11 protein-coding genes are annotated in these 15,758 nt (G+C 40.1%); all 11 read right to left on the minus strand.

All coding sequences use genetic code 11. From position 1 onward, the window contains the following. Position 1: 1 nt before the first annotated feature. A complete protein-coding gene (locus tag BVC88_RS16735) occupies positions 2 to 322 on the minus strand; it encodes a hypothetical protein (protein ID WP_083639136.1) in 321 nt (106 codons plus the stop codon). After that, complete coding sequence (locus BVC88_RS16740) at positions 322 to 855, minus strand: DUF2589 domain-containing protein (RefSeq protein ID WP_075351862.1); 534 nt, start codon at positions 853 to 855, stop codon at positions 322 to 324. Before BVC88_RS16740 ends, BVC88_RS16735 begins: the two co-directional genes overlap by 1 nt. 10 nt (positions 856 to 865) lie before the next feature. Continuing rightward, positions 866 to 2,014 (minus strand): hypothetical protein, encoded by a 1,149-nt coding sequence (locus tag BVC88_RS16745; RefSeq protein WP_075351863.1) that lies wholly within the window; start codon positions 2,012 to 2,014, stop codon positions 866 to 868. A 33-nt stretch (positions 2,015 to 2,047) separates the two neighbouring features. After that, entirely contained in the window at positions 2,048 to 2,692 is a 645-nt protein-coding gene (locus BVC88_RS16750; protein WP_075351864.1) for a DUF2589 domain-containing protein, read from the minus strand. Between the two features lie 145 nt (positions 2,693 to 2,837). Beyond that, positions 2,838 to 3,611, minus strand: coding sequence for a Rossmann-like and DUF2520 domain-containing protein (locus tag BVC88_RS16755; protein ID WP_075351865.1), 774 nt, complete (start codon positions 3,609 to 3,611; stop codon positions 2,838 to 2,840). Between the two features lie 85 nt (positions 3,612 to 3,696). Then, positions 3,697 to 5,094, minus strand: a complete 1,398-nt coding sequence (lpdA, locus tag BVC88_RS16760) for a dihydrolipoyl dehydrogenase (protein WP_075351866.1) — start codon at positions 5,092 to 5,094, stop codon at positions 3,697 to 3,699. 113 nt (positions 5,095 to 5,207) lie between these two features. Further along, positions 5,208 to 6,719: a 2-oxoglutarate dehydrogenase complex dihydrolipoyllysine-residue succinyltransferase gene (gene odhB / locus BVC88_RS16765; RefSeq protein WP_075351867.1), complete on the minus strand. Its 1,512-nt coding sequence runs from the start codon at positions 6,717 to 6,719 to the stop codon at positions 5,208 to 5,210. 73 nt (positions 6,720 to 6,792) lie between these two features. Continuing rightward, the gene (locus tag BVC88_RS16770) at positions 6,793 to 9,588 is read right to left on the minus strand and encodes a 2-oxoglutarate dehydrogenase E1 component (RefSeq protein ID WP_075351868.1); all 2,796 of its coding nucleotides are present in this window, start codon (positions 9,586 to 9,588) and stop codon (positions 6,793 to 6,795) included. A 137-nt stretch (positions 9,589 to 9,725) separates the two neighbouring features. Next, the gene (locus BVC88_RS16775; RefSeq protein ID WP_075351869.1) at positions 9,726 to 10,670 is read right to left on the minus strand and encodes a hypothetical protein; all 945 of its coding nucleotides are present in this window, start codon (positions 10,668 to 10,670) and stop codon (positions 9,726 to 9,728) included. Positions 10,671 to 10,689: 19 nt separating this feature from the next. After that, complete coding sequence (locus tag BVC88_RS16780; protein ID WP_075351870.1) at positions 10,690 to 12,342, minus strand: SusD/RagB family nutrient-binding outer membrane lipoprotein; 1,653 nt, start codon at positions 12,340 to 12,342, stop codon at positions 10,690 to 10,692. 19 nt (positions 12,343 to 12,361) lie between these two features. Continuing rightward, on the minus strand, positions 12,362 to 15,577 hold the full coding sequence (locus tag BVC88_RS16785) for a SusC/RagA family TonB-linked outer membrane protein (protein WP_075351871.1): 3,216 nt from the start codon (positions 15,575 to 15,577) through the stop codon (positions 12,362 to 12,364). Between the last annotated feature and the right edge of the window lie 181 nt (positions 15,578 to 15,758).

Below are 15,758 nucleotides of genomic sequence, written 5' to 3' on the forward strand. Positions count from 1 at the left end.
ACTAGATTCGGTTTTCTGATTTGATCTTTGAAGCTTGGTCCAATCCACTTTGGAGTTTATTCAGCGCCTCTAATGCCGCTTCAGACTTTTCATTGTCCACTGTTAATTCAAGACCACAGGAGGGACATTGAATCGCTTGACCTGAAAGCAGGTTTTCTATACTGACTATGATTCGGTGACTGCATACAGGGCAACTTAGGCCTGGTGTTTTTGCAATAGAAATCTCAGGAGTAGGTTCTGGAATAATTTCAACTGTTTCATTTTTGGTTATACCAAAAAGATTATTAAACCAACGCCTTAAAGAATCTAGAATGCTTGCCATTATTTTTCCTTATTAGCAGAGTCCAGAATATTTAATAGTTGCACCATTCCCACTGACAATTCAGATTGAGCTAATCTAATCTTAACATTCATATTTGAAGTGGCTGAAGTCACTGTCGAATTGGAAGATGGATTGGGCTTTTTTGCAAAGATTGCTTTTAGCTGAACTCCTTTATAAGCTGACAAATTTCCGAGCTTTGAGTTTCCCTTTGGTGCTGGAGAAGCTTCGGGCTGGGTCATCGCCAGATCAAATTCAATCTCAGCTTCGGCAACTTGAATTGATGGAATAGGAATAATAGTCAAAAGCGGAACAGAGAGTATTGCTATCTCTGTATTTCCATCTGCTTTGATCCGCTCATAGCTGAAGGTGACATTTCTGATCGTACCGTAATCACCATCAATGTTATCAGATACGCCCGTGAAGCCAACCTCTTTGATAAAGTCTGCTGTGGCTCTGGCGGCAATACCTTCTGCCTGAACGATCGCTGCCATCGGCGCTCCTAAAAGTTCTGAAATATATCTTGGAGTTATCATGAGTGAAAAGTTAAAGTATAGATGGTTTAGAGTTGTCGTCCATCATAGTGAAATCTTGTGAGTTCAGCGTAAACTTAATGGTCATCACATTCTCTGGTTTTACTTTACTAAGTTTTTCTGAATCAACAGCAACTCTCAAAGAGGTTGACTTTGTTTCTTCAGCAATCTTCCCAATTCCGGCTTCAAGTTGAATCATCCTTTTCTTTAAAACCTCCTTGGCAATTTCCCGAAGTGATTCATCCTCTTCAATTTCAGCACGATCAGGTGTGTTTGGAGAATTAGGCTTCGGCTTTGGAGTAGGTCTTCCAATCACCCAAGGCTGTTTGACAGTAGGATTTTTGATTGAAATCGCTTTGTTAGTCACTAAAGTTTCAAAAAATGCCTTTGGCTGAGAACTTCCGACCTTCTTTGATTCGACTTCAATAGGCAATTGAATATTTCCTATTTTGATACTTGCAAGATCGTTTTTAGTGACTGCATCCTTCTTGAAATCTGATACCGATGCTTTATTTGAAGCGATGGAAGAAGAGAGTTGTTTGGCATCATTAAGTGCCTCCTGATTTGTTCGATAGTCCTTCGTTACTCTAAAATCCACCTCATCATTGTCTGAAATCCCCAATAATTCAAAGCTACCTTTACCAGTGGGTACCACTGCGAATCCTGCAGATTTCATCACGGTAGGGATTATTTGAGGAAAGTCACCCTCAAGTGATTTTTTTGCATTTTGAATATTTTTGGAAACATCATTTCCCGGATTAGTGAGACTTTCCAATTGAGTGGAAATCAATTTACTCACATTGCCTTCCCAGTTTTCATCCGGATAATTTCCTCCCAAACTTTTATAAAGGTCATTTTTGGATGCCACTTTAGTTATTTCAGAACGGATTTCTCTCGCAGTTTCGGCTGAAAAATTCTTGACATAATTTTCCAATCTTTCTTTTGATTGGCTGGTTTGAAATGGTTTTTCTTCTACCCCTTCAATTGCGTATTTCAGCTCAACTTCCAGGTTTTGAATTCCAATTTTCGGGACCGGAAAAAATTGGAGTACATCATCAGAAGAATACGTCAAAGCCAGATTCCTAGAAGCTTCATCTGCTTTGGCTTTAGCTTCATTAATGTCGCTGAGTAAAGACGCAATGATTTGATTCAACTGGCTCATGGCTTGTTGATTAAATAAAAATGAAAAGAAAAATTACGGTGTTGGAGTAGTTGGCTTTTCCAAAATAGCCTGCTCCATTATATCCAATACCTTGGCTAATCCAGCAGGCATTTCATCTTGAACGGCCCGTACTTGGACGTCCATAGTGTATTGGGTAGAAGTGTTCACTTTATTACTGGAACTGCTACTCCAGTTATTTCGAGTAGATACTTTCGCGTTCAGGTTAAATTTAACCGGCGATAAAAATCCCCCCGCTTTAAAATTCATCGTCGTATCAGTGGCTACACTCCCGCTACTTGCACTTGCAGATTTATATTCCTGCTGCTCTGTAATGTTTGCAGTGAAACGAATAGTCATCTCGTCTATTCGGATGTAAGGGATTGGCACAATCGTCAAAATTGGAACTGTAAGTGAAACTTCTTCTTCACCAGCTTCATTTCCAACGCCACTTCCTCCGGCGGTCTTTCGTTTGTACTTAAAAGTAACATTCCTTACGTCCCCCATATTTTCATCCTGGTTTCCATCCTGATCTTCAGGAGCTGATTTGAAACCAACTTCTTTGATAAAATTAACAGTGGACTTGGCAGCTAAGGCCTGTGCGTGAATTGCCGCAATCATTGGGCCTCCGATAATTCTTCCAAAAGGAAGAGACCTTAAAGTTCGATTTACGTAGCTCATAATAATAATTAGTTAATGATGGAAAAGTTTATTTAAAAATCTTTGTTTACTCACAAACAATTGAATTTAAACACTTTACTCGAATAAACCTGAAAAAATTCAAAAAATTCTCGAAATCATCCACTAATTATTAAGTATTTGACTGTCAACTATCTATAATGTCTTGAGAAATTAATCGATAAATTTCAGCGATTTGCTCATTGTAGTTTAAAAATTGATGATGTTCCTCCAAGGTCTCATAATCCTCTCGAATGGCTGGTCCAGTCTGAGCAGTCTTTGCTCCTATTTGAAGACTTTTGGAGATCGTTTCAATGATCAAAGGCTTTAGCATTTCGAAGTCAAGTCCTTGCCTTCGCATGATTTCCTCTGCGATTCGAATCATATGATTTGAGAAATTACTTGCAAATACTGCTGCAACATGAAGGCCTTTTCGATCCTTGGAACGTACCATGAATACTTGATGAGTCAAGCTTTTTGCAAGTTTCTTGAGTTTTTGAAGAATCTCCTCATCCTCAGATTCAATTAAAATCGGAAGTTCCTCCCATTCAATTTTCTTTCCTATTGTAAAACTTTGAAGTGGATAAAAAACTCCAGTATAAGTTGCGGAGCTAAAATTCAAAACATCTAGGCTGACAGTGCCGGAAGTATGAATAAGAATTGCACCATCTGGCAAAATAATTTCATCAGAAACTTCTGGAATTGCAGTGTCTCGAATAGCCAAAATAAAAAGTTCTGCTTTACTGTCCGAAAAATCCAAATCATCTTTTGGGACAGCTTCATAGACACGCTCGACAACCTTTTCTGCAGATTTTAGCGTCCGAGCATAAACTTCAGTAATGGTATGCCCTGCATCTTCCAATGCAGGAGCAAGATGCCAAGCCACATTCCCGGCACCGATAATGGCGATTTTAAACTTCATGATGAAATAAACTCATTTTTGATCAAAAAGAAAAAGCCATTCAGTTTGTAACTGAATGGCCTTTAAATCTTAGCTCGTCTAATTATTAAATATGTAGCGCTCTATTGTCAGTAGCTGCAAGACAAGCTTCTTTGAATGCTTCTGTATAAGTAGGATGCGCATGAGACATTCTGGAAATGTCTTCCGCAGAAGCTCTATATTCCATTGCCACCACAGCCTCCGCTATCATATCAGCAGTTCGTGGACCAATCATATGAACACCCAGGATTTCATCAGTCGTAGCATCAGCCAATACTTTTACTAATCCATCTGTATCCATCGAAGCACGGGCTCTACCAGATGCCATAAAAGGGAATTTACCAGTTTTATATTTGATCCCTTTTTCCTTCAATTGCTCTTCTGTAAATCCTACAGCGGCAACCTCAGGCCAAGTATATACTACTCCTGGAATGAGATTGTAATTGATATGCGGCTTTTGACCAGCAATGGTTTCTGCCACGAAAGTACCTTCCTCTTCTGCCTTATGCGCAAGCATTGCACCTTTTACTACATCGCCGATGGCATAGATATTTGATGCTGTAGTTTGTAAGTGGTCATTTACTTCCACTTGCCCACGGTCTGTGATTTTTACACCCGCAGCCTCAGCGTTTAAGCCATCAGTATACGGTCTTCTACCAATTGAAACCAAAACATAATCACCTTTGATCTCAACTTTTTCGCCTTTTGAGTCTTCTGCTGTTACGACAACTTCCTTGCCTTTACTTTCTACTGCAGTGACTTTATGCTTCAAGTAAAAATCAAATCCAATTTTCTTTAAGGATTTTTGAAGCTCTTTACCCATGGTACGATCCATAGAAGGAATCAATGAATCCATAAACTCCACCACGGAAACTTTGGCTCCCATACGGCCATAAACTGATCCCAATTCCATCCCAATCACTCCACCGCCGATTACAATCAGATGTTTTGGGATTTCCTTCATCTTCAAAGCCTCAGTCGAAGTAATGATTCGATCTTTGTCTATTTTGATAAACGGAAGGTTTGCAGGCTTTGAGCCTGTTGCAATAATGATATTTTTCCCCTGAATTTCTTCAGCAGACCCATCATCCTTGGTTACTTTGATTGTTGTCTTATTTACAAAAGAGCCCAAACCTTGGTGAACATCAATCTTATTTTTTTTCATTAAATAAGAAATACCATCCACATTTTGCTTTACTACATCTTCCTTTCGAGCGATCATTTGCTTTAAGTCAACCTTTAAGTTGCTTAGATTAATACCATGCGTTTTGAAGGTATGAGCAGCATTATGATAATGCTCCGAAGAATCCAATAATGCTTTTGAAGGAATACAGCCTACGTTGAGGCAGGTACCGCCTAGAGTTGGATATTTCTCAATGATTGCGGTTTTCATCCCCAATTGTGCACAGCGAATTGCTGCTACATATCCACCTGGACCAGAACCTATAACTATGACGTCGTACATTTTTTTGAGATTTTAGATCTAAGACACAAAGCACATGACTTGGTCTAACTAGTTAAAAACAGGGCTGAAGTCCATCAGCCCCTCGTAAATTGTATATCAGAAATCGAAACTCCTTAAACTCCAAACAACAATCGTGTCGGATCCTCAAGCAATTGCTTCACGCGAACCAAGAAGCTAACTGACTCACGCCCATCTATAATTCTATGATCATAAGACAATGCGATATACATCATCGGGAGAATTTTCACTTCCCCATTTACAGCCATAGGACGTTCTACAATATTGTGCATTCCCAAGATTGCTGATTGAGGAGCGTTGATAATCGGAGTAGACATCATAGAACCGAAAACTCCACCATTGGTAATAGTAAACGTTCCACCGGTCATTTCCTCGATTGATAATTTATTATCTCTTGCTTTGCCTGCTAGTCTGACGATCTCTTTTTCAATTTGATCAAATGACATAGCCTCTGCATTTCTTACAACAGGAACAACCAATCCTTTTGGTGCAGATACGGCAATGGAGATATCGCAATAGTCATTGAAGACCATTTCATTTCCGTCGATTTTCGCATTCACAGCCGGCCACTCCTGAAGTGCAACACAAACTGCTTTGGTGAAGAAAGACATAAATCCAAGACCTACGCCATGCTTTTCTTTGAATTGATCTTTGAACTTCGAACGCATATCCATGATCGGCTTCATATTGACCTCATTGAATGTGGTCAACATAGCAGTTTCATTTTTTACAGCCACCAGTCTTCTCGATACAGTTTTTCTTAAGGAAGACATTTTCTCTCTTCGCTCATTACGAGAGCCTGTTACAGAAACTGGAGCAGCCTCGACTTTAGGAGCAGGAGCTGGTGCAGGAGTTGATTTTTTAGCAGCTTCCGCATCCTCTTTAGTGATTCTGCCATCTTTACCTGAGCCAGAAACATCAGCTGGTGAAATACCTTTTTCAGATAGTATTTTAGCTGCAGCAGGGGACGCATGTCCTGTTGCGTAAGATTCCTTTCTTGAAGGAGCAGTCGAACTTGTAGCAGGAGCAGCGCTTGGGCTTTCCGCTTGAGCAGGTTCGCCTTCCATTACTTCAATCTTGCAGATCAATCCGCCAATTTCGAGTGTATCACCCTCTTTGGCTACTTGTCTTAAGATTCCGGAAGCTTCCGCAGGTAATTCAAATGTAGCTTTATCAGAATCTACCTCTGCGATGATCTCATCCAATTTCACAAAATCCCCATCCTTTTTGATCCAATTTGCAAGAGTGACCTCTGTGATTGATTCACCAACAGTTGGCACGACCATATCTTTGACTTCTCCGGTGGCCGAAGTTTTAGGCTTGGAATCCGCCTTTGGTGCGGGGCTGCTAGATTCGGATTTTGAAACTACAGAATCTTCATCGATCACACAGATCACAGCGCCAATTTCCAGTGTATCTCCTTCTTGGGCTTTTATACGAAGTACCCCTGCTGCCTCCGCAGGCAATTCAAAAGTAGCTTTATCGGATTCAAGCTCACACAGAACTTCGTCCATTTGGACTTGGTCTCCATCTTTTTTAAACCATTGGCCTATGGTCACTTCTGTGATTGATTCGCCTACAGCCGGAACTTTAATTTCTTTGCTCATGAGTTTTTAGTTTTTCTCCAGACAAAAGAGAGGAACAAAATGATAGGATTATTTTGGTATTCTGAAAAGGAAATCAATTCAGTTTTAGCGCTTTTGAAATGATGTTTTTCTGCTCTTCAACATGGACTTTATTGTATCCTGTTGCAGGAGAAGCGCTGGATTTTCTCGAAATCAGCTCCATAGGAATTTCCTTATAAAGCAATCTCAAAATATAATTCCAGTAGCCCATATTTTCAGGTTCTTCCTGAACCCAAACTACCTCAGCTTTAGAGTATCCTGAAAGAATATCTTGAATTTGTTTTTTAGGCAAAGGATGCAACTGCTCAATTCTGACGATTGCAACATCCTTGACTTTTTCTTTTTCTCGAGCCTCCTCTAGATCGTAATAGATTTTACCACTACAGAGGATTACTCTTTTCACATCCTTAGCGACTACTGTGGTATCCGGAAGAACCTCTCTGAATGAACCTGTAGTAAACTCAGAAAGAGGCGAAACAACCTTTGGATGTCTTAGCAGAGACTTTGGAGACATGACCACACATGGTTTTCTAAATTCCCAAGTGAGTTGTCTTCTTAGCAAATGGAAGAAGTTAGAAGGTTCAGTCACATTAGCTACCACCATATTATATTCTGCTGAAAGCTGAAGAAAACGTTCCGGTCTTGCATTAGAGTGCTCCGGACCCTGACCTTCGTAGCCATGAGGAAGGAGCATCACCAAACCATTCATTTTTTGCCATTTGGACTCACCGGAAGAAATGAATTGGTCAATCATAGTCTGAGCTCCATTTGCGAAGTCTCCAAACTGCGCTTCCCAAATTGTTAAGGAATTAGGGTTAGCCATTCCATAACCATATTCAAATCCCAATACCGCATATTCAGAAAGCAGGGAATTATAGATGTGAAATTGACCCTTTCGATCTTTTAATTCCAAAAGAGAATTGAATTCCTGATTGGTATTAGCATCATGAATTACAGCATGGCGATGAGAGAATGTTCCTCGCTGGACATCTTGACCAGTCAAACGTACATTTTTTCCTTCCAAGAGCAGGGAACCATAAGCTAGGAGTTCTGCTGCAGCCCAGTTCAATTCTTTAGACTGGAAAAACATGTCTTTTCGCTGCTTAAGCTGTACTTCGATCTGCTTTATTGGCTTAAACCCTTTTGGAAGAACCGTTAGTGCTTCAGCAACCTTTTCGATTTCTGATTGACTTATACCAGTGGATGGAGATTGATCAAAATCCTCCGGTTTAGATCTTCTTAAAGTACTCCACTCTTCTTCAAACTTGGTAGCTTGATAAGGCAAAGGCTTTTCTTTGACCATGTTCAAACGATCCTGAAGTAGTTGTCTAAACTCCTCATCCATTTGAGAAGCTATTTTTGCATCAAAATCACCTCGATCAGTTAAGCGCTTCACATAAATCTCACGCGGATTCGGATGTTTTGAAATGATATTGTAAAGTTCAGGTTGAGTGAATTTTGGTTCATCCGATTCGTTATGACCATGGCGTCTATAACATACCATATCCACAAAAATATCTTTGCTGAATTTTTGTCTAAACTCTGCAGCCAATTTAGCAGCAAACACTACCGCTTCAGCATTATCTCCATTTACGTGAATTACCGGTGCATCGATGATCTTTGCCACATCCGTACAATAGATAGATGTACGAGCATCATCAAAATCAGTAGTAAAACCAACCTGATTATTGATTACAAAATGAATAGTACCTCCGGTGTTATAGCCTTCCAGTCCAGCCATTTGAGTCACCTCATAGACGATACCTTGACCAGCAACAGCCGCATCCCCATGTATCAGGATTGGTAAAGCTTTCTTTGCATCACCCTTATGTTCAGAATCAATTTTGGCACGAATGAAACCTTCAACCACCGGATTTACCGCCTCTAAGTGAGAAGGGTTTGGTGCTAATTTTAAGTGAACTTTATTAGAAGCTGGAGTGACAATATCACTGGAATAACCCATATGATATTTAACATCACCATCGCCCATAGTTAAATCAGGCTTTGCAGTACCTTCAAATTCGGAAAAAATCTGCTCATACGTTTTTCCCATAATATTGGCTAGCACATTCAATCTACCACGGTGAGCCATTCCAATCATCACTTCCTTCACTCCAAGCTCGGAAGAAGCATTGATCACAGCATCCAAGAATGGAATAGTGCTCTCCCCACCTTCTAAAGAGAAACGCTTCTGCCCTAGATATTTGGTATGCAAAAAGTTCTCAAAAACTACAGCTTGGTTAAGTTTGAAGAGAATTCGTTTCTTATCATCATGAGAAGGATTGAAAGCCAATGCTTCCTTTTCCACCTTTGTCTTAAACCAATCCAGCATCTCCGGGTCTCGAATATATAAGTATTCGAATCCCATTGGTCCTTCATAAATAGTTTTAAGAGAATCAATAATAACGGAAAGCTTTGCCTTACCAATACCAATCTCATTTCCGGCTTGAAACTCAGTATTCATATCTTCCTGGCCCAACCCAAAATCTTGAGGATCAATCAGAGCCTTGCGATCTCTTCTTTCTCTTACTGGATTGGTCTTTGACCTAAGATGCGCTCTAGACCGATGCGCATGGATCAAAGCTCTTACCTTGATTTCCTTAGGCAATTGCTCCATATCCATGATAGTCCCTGGAGTGGCTAGTGCGCCATTCTTAGGAGAAGTAACATTGGCTGTTGGGACTACTGGCTGTGAGTCCTCATCAGATGCGTAATTAGTCAAAGCAAAATCAAAACCATCAAAGAATTCCTTCCAACTGGAATCAATCGAATCAGGGTCTGATTTATAAGAATGATACAGCTCGTCTACATAAGATACATGAGCATTGGCGATGTAAGAGAATTTATCCATTTCGTTGATTGACAAAGAGCAAATCTAACTTCTTAAACTGAGTTTAAAAAATTGCTTATTTGCTTTTCCAAATATTAATCTTAAAATAAAAAAGGCAGCGCTTTTAGCGCTGCCTTAAACTTACTTAAAAGTTACAATTATCTGAGACCAGCAGGCCAAGGCTTACCAGCGTTGGATTTAACTTTTACAATTCCTGTGTCCCCGTAACCATTTAAGAATCTAAAGGTTAAGACTTCAGGAGTCGAACTGATAAAAGTCATTGAATATGGAGAACTATACTGATCTGCTCCACTCATACTCAATAAACCACAAGCATCGCTAATACTAACATTTCCTGAGTATGTGTCGTCTTGACATCCATACAAACCAAATGTTCCATCAGAAATCAGGTAACGAGTAGAAGTACCCACCTTAGTCCATGTAGTCTTTCCAGTAAATGTATTTCCTGGGCAAGTTCCATAAATAGACTCCTGTTCAGTAACTGTGAAATCATAAGTACCTGCCAAATCAGATGGACAGATCACAGCTACATTGTAAAGGAATGGAGAAGCGTAGAATACACCACCTGCTACGTCACCAGATAAATTGGTGTTTGTAAATTTGCGACCGAAACGATCATTTAACACTAATCTAAATTCAAAGACATCTCCACCTTCGATTTCTGCAGCAGTTAAGCCAACAGCAGAAATAGCTTCTGCAGCGGTAATTAAAATGCCAGCTCTAAGAAACCTTGAATCTGAATTAGGAGCAAAATCTGATTTCTGAAGAGTTTTTATAAGAACATCAGCCTCCGGGGTATATTCTAAACCAACTCCGGGAACTAATCTCCTATGTCTTACTCTTACCTCAACTGTCTCTACAGTACCACCATCCTCTGCATCAACTGCCTCAATCGTAATGTCAAACTTAGCGTTTGCAAGATCGAAGAAGTTGAAGGACGTGCTTGTTCTCGAGATAGTTCTCAAATAAGCTGCTGTGTCGAAATCGGAATAGGGAACACTAGGATCCACAAAATCACGACAAGAGCTCAGGAACACAACTGCACCAAGCAGTAATCCAAAACTATATTTAAATATTTTCATTTTTCTTATTTTTAATTGGTTAGTCGACCCAAGCGTTACCTGCAGGATTATTATCCCAGAATACCTGAACAGCTTGATCTGCTTTCTGAACCGCATTGATATTAGTAACCAAGTAGTTCAATGGATAGAAGAATGAACGAGGGAAAGTTCCTGGGTTCGTCTCTAAGCCCGGCTGCATAATTGAAGGCTCACCAGTTCTTCTGTAGAGATTATAAGCTTCAGTACCATTACCGAATAGTGACAACCAGTACTCTCTGCCAATCACATACATTTTACTAGGAACACCCGGAGATGGAGCTGCATCATATTGGGCACCTACGTAAGCAAGATAGTTTGTAACAGAAGCTGCATAATCTGCATCTGAAGTAAATGCTGTAATTACACCTGACTCCGTTGTGGTCTTACTCCAGCTTCTTACATATTCCATATGCTTTTTGATCCCTGAAAGCATCAAATCCTTTGGACTTCCAGCAGTACCTAGCATCAAAGCAGATTCTGCCAACATAAAGTCAACATAAGCAGCCAACATGATTGGGTGAATACCAGCTCCTTGAGCTCCAAGAGCTACGTTATTCACAGGAGCACCAGAATTATTATCAAATCGACCACCTGCAGGGAATACACCCCAAGCAGTTCGCTTCAATCCATCTGGTGGAATACCGTCTGGATCTAAGTGATCACGACCCCAATAACCTCTAGTGCCAGGCAAACAATAAATGAAATTACCTACTAAATACTGAGGGGGAGCGATTTGAGTAATACACTCAATTTCATCTGAATTGGTAGAATTAACCAAAGTCTGGCGATACATGTAGTAACGAACTCGAGGATCATCAAAACCCTTAGCTTCAGTCAAGTGCCACATATAGAATGTAGATTGGTAATCACCACCACCTGAGGTGTATTGGCCTGCGAAGCGTGGATGTCTTGAATCCGGATCAGCTCGGGTTGTACCAAACTTCCAAACGAAATCATCACCTACTTTAAGGAAATTATTAGCAGCAATAAGTGCGTCAATTCCAGCTTTAGATTCAGCCGTCTTTACCAATCTAGTATTCAGGAAATATCTCAATTTAAGAGTATTAACTAATCTACCCCATTTGGTATAATTTCTAGCATAAAAATAATCATTAGGAGTACCTGAAGAAGGAGTTGCTTTAAAATGTGCATCTGCCTGATTCAACGCTTCCAAAGCGGCAGCATAAACTGATTCACCCGAATCAACCTTAGGGTTGAAATTAGAAGGATCAAGTGCTTCAGAAAGCGGAACATCACCATATGAATCAACCATGTGCATATACACCATAGCTTTGATAGTTTTAGCTATTCCCAAATGCCTTTGCAAATTCGCCTCTTCAGCCAAAGGTTCAAGGAAAGCAATATCAGCAAGAATTCCTGAATAAGCTCCAGTCCAATAGCCGTTGGTAGTAGATGGAGTGTAAGCTCCTTCATATTGTGCGCTTCCCTGATTGATGATTCTTGTCAATCTCATTCCATCGTCACCAACGGTGTTGAAGAAACCTTGATATCCAAGTTGGATACTATTCAATAAGAAGTCTGGAGATGCCGTAGCAGCAGTTACTGCGTTTGGATCATCTTGTAGATCGAGGTCACATGACGTTGCAAATAACATACTTGCAGCGATCATTAGACTATATATTTTTCTTTTCATTGTATTTCAGTTTTGGGGATTAGAATGTAAGTGTTACAGTTCCACCAAATCTTCGTGAACTAGGTCCAGTCACGAAATCGAAACCTAAACCGTTACCAACACCAGTTCCTAACACGTCTACATCAAAGTTCATGTTTGGAGGGAAGTTCAACGCTTTAAACCAAAGGTTACTTCCACTAACAGCTACTGAAGCTCTTTTGAAAGGAGTCTTAGCCATCAAGTTAGAAGGTAATTCATATCCTAAGGAAAGTTCTCTTAGTCTAATCATCGAACCGTCAAAAATATTCGGCTCATCAGTCGCTCCCTGATAACCTCCGAAGAAGTAATTAGAAGCAGTGATTTGGATATCATTTGGAGTTCCATCTTCTTTCACACCTGGCATAATGAAGGTCAATTCTCTATCAACAACTGGATCTTTTGTTACACCTCTTGCAAGAGTTGCTGTTACAGTGTTAGAGAATACGTCTCCTTTATGTCTGTACTCAAGCATTGCATTCAATGTAAATCCTTTGTAGGAGAAAGTATTAATCCAAGAACCATTCCAACGCGGGTTAGGATCACCTAATACCACAAGATCTGAAGTTGGCTTGTGAAGACCATTTGAAAGAATGATCGGCTGTCCAGTCTGCTCATCTCTTTCGAATCCAATTCCTTTGATAATATTGAAAGGCTGACCTGGGATAGCAAAGTTACCTAGCGTAGTAAAACCAGCTACAACTACTTCTTCCAATCCACCACCTAGTTCCATGGTCACTGAACGATACATAGACCAGTTCACTGTAGACTCCCAACGGAATCCAGATGCAGTAGAGATCGGCGTTACAGTTGCCTGAAATTCAATACCTCTAGTTCTCAATTTACCAATATTAATCTGAGTAGAAGTAAATCCTGTTGCAGGATCAATTGGCGAGTTGGTAATCAAATCACGGGTATTCTTCTCATAAAGTGAAAGGTCGAATCTCAACTTATTGTTGAACATAACACCTTCTACACCAAATTCGAATTCTTCCTGTAGCTCTGGTTTCAAGTTTGGATTACCCAATCTATCTGCAACTGCATGTGTTTGGGTTACAGCACCACCAACATCAAAAGCTCTTGCACGCTGAGCAAGGATATTTCTTGTTCTGTATGGAGGAGGAAAACCTGCAGAAGTACCATAAGCAAGTCTCAACTTCAAATCGTTAACTGTAGAAGAATTCCAGTTGAATGCTGTACTAGGAATGAACGAAACTGAAGCTCCAGGGTAAAGGATTCTTCTGTTCTCTGGCTCTACTGTAGAAGTCCAGTCATTTCTTGCAGATAAATTCAGGTATAGGTAATTGGAATAATCCAAAGTTACGTTTGCGTAAATTCCCATTCTTCGCTCTTCCTGTGTGAAGTTCATTCCACCTCCAGTATAAGCATCATTACTTGATGAGTTGGTAAAGTTAGAGTGACGGAACAATCCGAAAGCCAATTGTCCTTGAGATGCCACACCTACTTGCTCGTAGCTATCATATCTTGAGTTACCTCCTAACAAGAATGACATTCCAATCTTGTCTGAGAACTCGGTCTTATAGTTTAAAACTAGATCTTGATTCCAGATTGTATTAGTCAAGTTAATTGTTCTGTAATAACCTGACTGTGTAGCCAAGCTAGAAGATGGTCCTCCTTTGTTATACTGTGCTTCCTGAGTCTCAGTATAGGTATCTAGACCTAATCTATAAGTGATAGAGAAATCATCTGTCAAATCATACACCAAAGAGGTAGAGTTGAAGAAACGCTGTACATCGGAAGTATTCACATAATTTTTAACCAACCAATTTGGGTTAACGATGTCATTACCACCTCTGTAGTAAACAGAGCTCTTATCTACAGGATTCTCAAAAGGAAGACCTTTCAAATCCACAGATCTTGGAGTATAAAGCACGTGTGCAAATACAGAAGGAATACCTCCAGAAGGACCTGAACCAAATGCAGCATTTACAGGAGGAGACTGAAGGTCAGTGATCGCAAAAGTAAATGAAGAGTTCACTGAAAGTTTATCAGTTACTGCAGAATTAATACCCAAACCGAAGTTATACTTTTTCAAGTTGTTACCAGGAGTAAAGCCTTCGTCATCGGTATATCCGAAACTTGCGCTGTATCCAGTTCGATCAGAACCACCAGCAATCTGAATTGAGGTATTAGAAACCAAACCAGTTCTGAAGAATGCAGTTGAAGGATCCTCATAAGCTTTGTACTCATATTGTACTGGAGTACCACCTACAATTCCATCAACCCAGAACTGAGGAAATGCCTCACGTACTGACGCTACAGATGAAGTCGCATATGGGTGATTCACTGTAAGTCCCTGATCCATTCTAGGACCAAAGTTAGAGAAGAAGAAACCTGGAGTCTGCTGGAAACCATTACCGTATACTGTACCATAAGTTGGCAAAGAAGCTGCCTTATTAGAGAATACAGATTGGTTGATTGTTACTTCAGCAGTTTTTCTTTTGGAAGCACCAGATTTGGTCGTAATCAAGATTACACCATTTCTACCCTGATCACCATAAAGAACAGTTGCTGATAGACCTTTCAAAACAGACATAGACTCGATGTTGTTAGGGTCGATGTCCAAAAATCTTGAAGAAGTAGTAGCACCACCTGTAGTGAAACCGTTAGTGTTGTTTGTACTAGTGTTGAAAGGAACACCATCTACGACAAACAGAGGCTGGTTGGAACCGGTAGCAGAGGAGTAACCTCTAATTACCATGTTAGTACCAGATCCTGACATACCGTTAGTAGAGGTGATATTCACACCTGGTACTTTTCCTTGCAAAACACGGGCTACGTCTTGCTCTGGACGATTTTCAAGTTGCTCATTGCCTACGGAAGTCACTCCATAACCCAATGCTTTCTTTTCCCTTTCAATACCGATCGCCGTTACTACCACTTCGGATAGCTGAGACGCGTCAGTTGTTAAGGTAATGTTAATCACGGTCCGATTGCCAATTGCCTCTTCTGAAGTCTGTAGACCTACAAAAGAGAAAATCAGGACATCGGATCCCGCAGGTACGTTAATGGAATAGTTACCATCCAAATCGGTGGTAGTACCCACTGTCGTACCCTTCACGAGGACGGTTGCACCTGGCAAGCCTAGTCCATCTTCATCGGAAATTACCTTGCCGGTAATCACCCGTTGCTGCGCCGACACCTCAAAACTGAGTGTCATGGTGAAAAGCGCAACAACCAAGAGTAAAGCTTTTCTCATAAGGTATTTAGTTTAGTTGATACGTAAAGAAAATCTCTTTAAAGCGAATTTCAAAATCCACATGTTTTTAAGATTATTCACGTTATAATATATTTTATTATTGTTTTATTTATATTTTTAATAAATAAGGTTTTTTTATTTACTTGTTTTTTATTTTTTGTAATATTTTAATGCGATTATT

The organism is Algoriphagus marinus (assembly GCF_001936475.1).
In the GTDB taxonomy this organism is placed as follows: Bacteria; Bacteroidota; Bacteroidia; order Cytophagales; family Cyclobacteriaceae; genus Algoriphagus; species Algoriphagus marinus.

Coding starts and splice junctions, on each gene's coding strand:
- BVC88_RS16745 (WP_075351863.1), bottom strand. CDS start 2,014: ATGAGCCAGTTGAATCAAATCATTGCGTCTTTACTCAGCGACATTAAT.
- BVC88_RS16785 (WP_075351871.1), bottom strand. CDS start 15,577: ATGAGAAAAGCTTTACTCTTGGTTGTTGCGCTTTTCACCATGACACTC.
- BVC88_RS16755 (WP_075351865.1), bottom strand. CDS start 3,611: ATGAAGTTTAAAATCGCCATTATCGGTGCCGGGAATGTGGCTTGGCAT.
- odhB (WP_075351867.1), bottom strand. CDS start 6,719: ATGAGCAAAGAAATTAAAGTTCCGGCTGTAGGCGAATCAATCACAGAA.
- BVC88_RS16750 (WP_075351864.1), bottom strand. CDS start 2,692: ATGAGCTACGTAAATCGAACTTTAAGGTCTCTTCCTTTTGGAAGAATT.
- BVC88_RS16775 (WP_075351869.1), bottom strand. CDS start 10,670: ATGAAAATATTTAAATATAGTTTTGGATTACTGCTTGGTGCAGTTGTG.
- lpdA (WP_075351866.1), bottom strand. CDS start 5,094: ATGTACGACGTCATAGTTATAGGTTCTGGTCCAGGTGGATATGTAGCA.
- BVC88_RS16780 (WP_075351870.1), bottom strand. CDS start 12,342: ATGAAAAGAAAAATATATAGTCTAATGATCGCTGCAAGTATGTTATTT.
- BVC88_RS16770 (WP_075351868.1), bottom strand. CDS start 9,588: ATGGATAAATTCTCTTACATCGCCAATGCTCATGTATCTTATGTAGAC.
- BVC88_RS16735 (WP_083639136.1), bottom strand. CDS start 322: ATGGCAAGCATTCTAGATTCTTTAAGGCGTTGGTTTAATAATCTTTTT.
- BVC88_RS16740 (WP_075351862.1), bottom strand. CDS start 855: ATGATAACTCCAAGATATATTTCAGAACTTTTAGGAGCGCCGATGGCA.